General features: G+C 64.0%; 1 protein-coding gene. It reads left to right on the plus strand.

Annotation, left to right across the window (positions count from 1 at the left end):
- Positions 1-896 (plus strand): methyl-accepting chemotaxis protein (locus tag B3873_RS15330; protein ID WP_414651547.1); only part of this gene is annotated, 896 nt, incomplete at both ends.

An 896-nucleotide genomic window follows, 5' to 3' on the forward strand; every position in this document is an offset into this window, starting at 1 on the left:
AACTGCCGGTGGAGGCGGGTGCCCAGACGGTCCCGCTGATCGAACTGATGAAGCGTGCCGGTTTCACCGAACAGGAGTTGGCCAAGATGCAGGAAGCCCTGAAGCTGGGCGACCAGCTATCTCGCATCGAGATCACCGCTTTCCATGCGGTCAAGGGCGAGTTCGATGATGGCGAGGGCAAGTTCACCGTGGTCGGTGCGCCCAACCAGGCCATGGCGCAGGAGCTGGTCTTCGACCAGACCTATCGTGCGCTGTTCGGCCGCGTGATGGCCCCGATCAATGACTTCCTGCGCCAGGTTGACGAACGCACGCAGGCCCGTGTGCTCAGGGCCGGCCGCGAGTATGCCGAACTGGAACAGAAGATCTTCTGGCTGCTGACCGCCTCGGTGGTGGTGCTGTTCGCCTGCCTCGGGTTTGCCTATCGCACCATCCGCTCGCAGATCGGCGGCGAGCCGCGCGATGCCATGAGCGTCCTGCGCCGCGTGGCCGAAGGCGATCTGACGGTCATCGTGCCGCTGCGCAAGAACGACAAGGTCAGCGTGCTTTACAGCACCCAGCAGATGGTCAACAAGTGGACCGACGTCATCGGCGATGTCAGCGGCACCGCCAGTGCGCTGGCCTCGGCCTCCGAAGAGATTTCCTCGTCCTCGCAGGCGCTCTCGCACAATGCCTCGCAACAGGCCGCCAATGTCGAGGAGACCAGTGCCTCGGTGGAAGAGATTACCGCCACCATCGCCCAGAACGCCGATAACGCCCGCACCACCGATGGCATCGCCAGCCTCTCGGCGAGTGCGGCCACCGAAGGCGGCGAAGCCGTGCGCGAGACCGTGGCCGCGATGAAGCAGATCGCCAGCAAGATCGGCATCATCGATGACATCGCCTACCAGACCAATCTG

It is taken from the genome of Herbaspirillum sp. UBA812, assembly GCF_002296545.1.
GTDB classification, from domain to species: domain Bacteria; phylum Pseudomonadota; class Gammaproteobacteria; order Burkholderiales; family Burkholderiaceae_D; genus Herbaspirillum; species Herbaspirillum huttiense.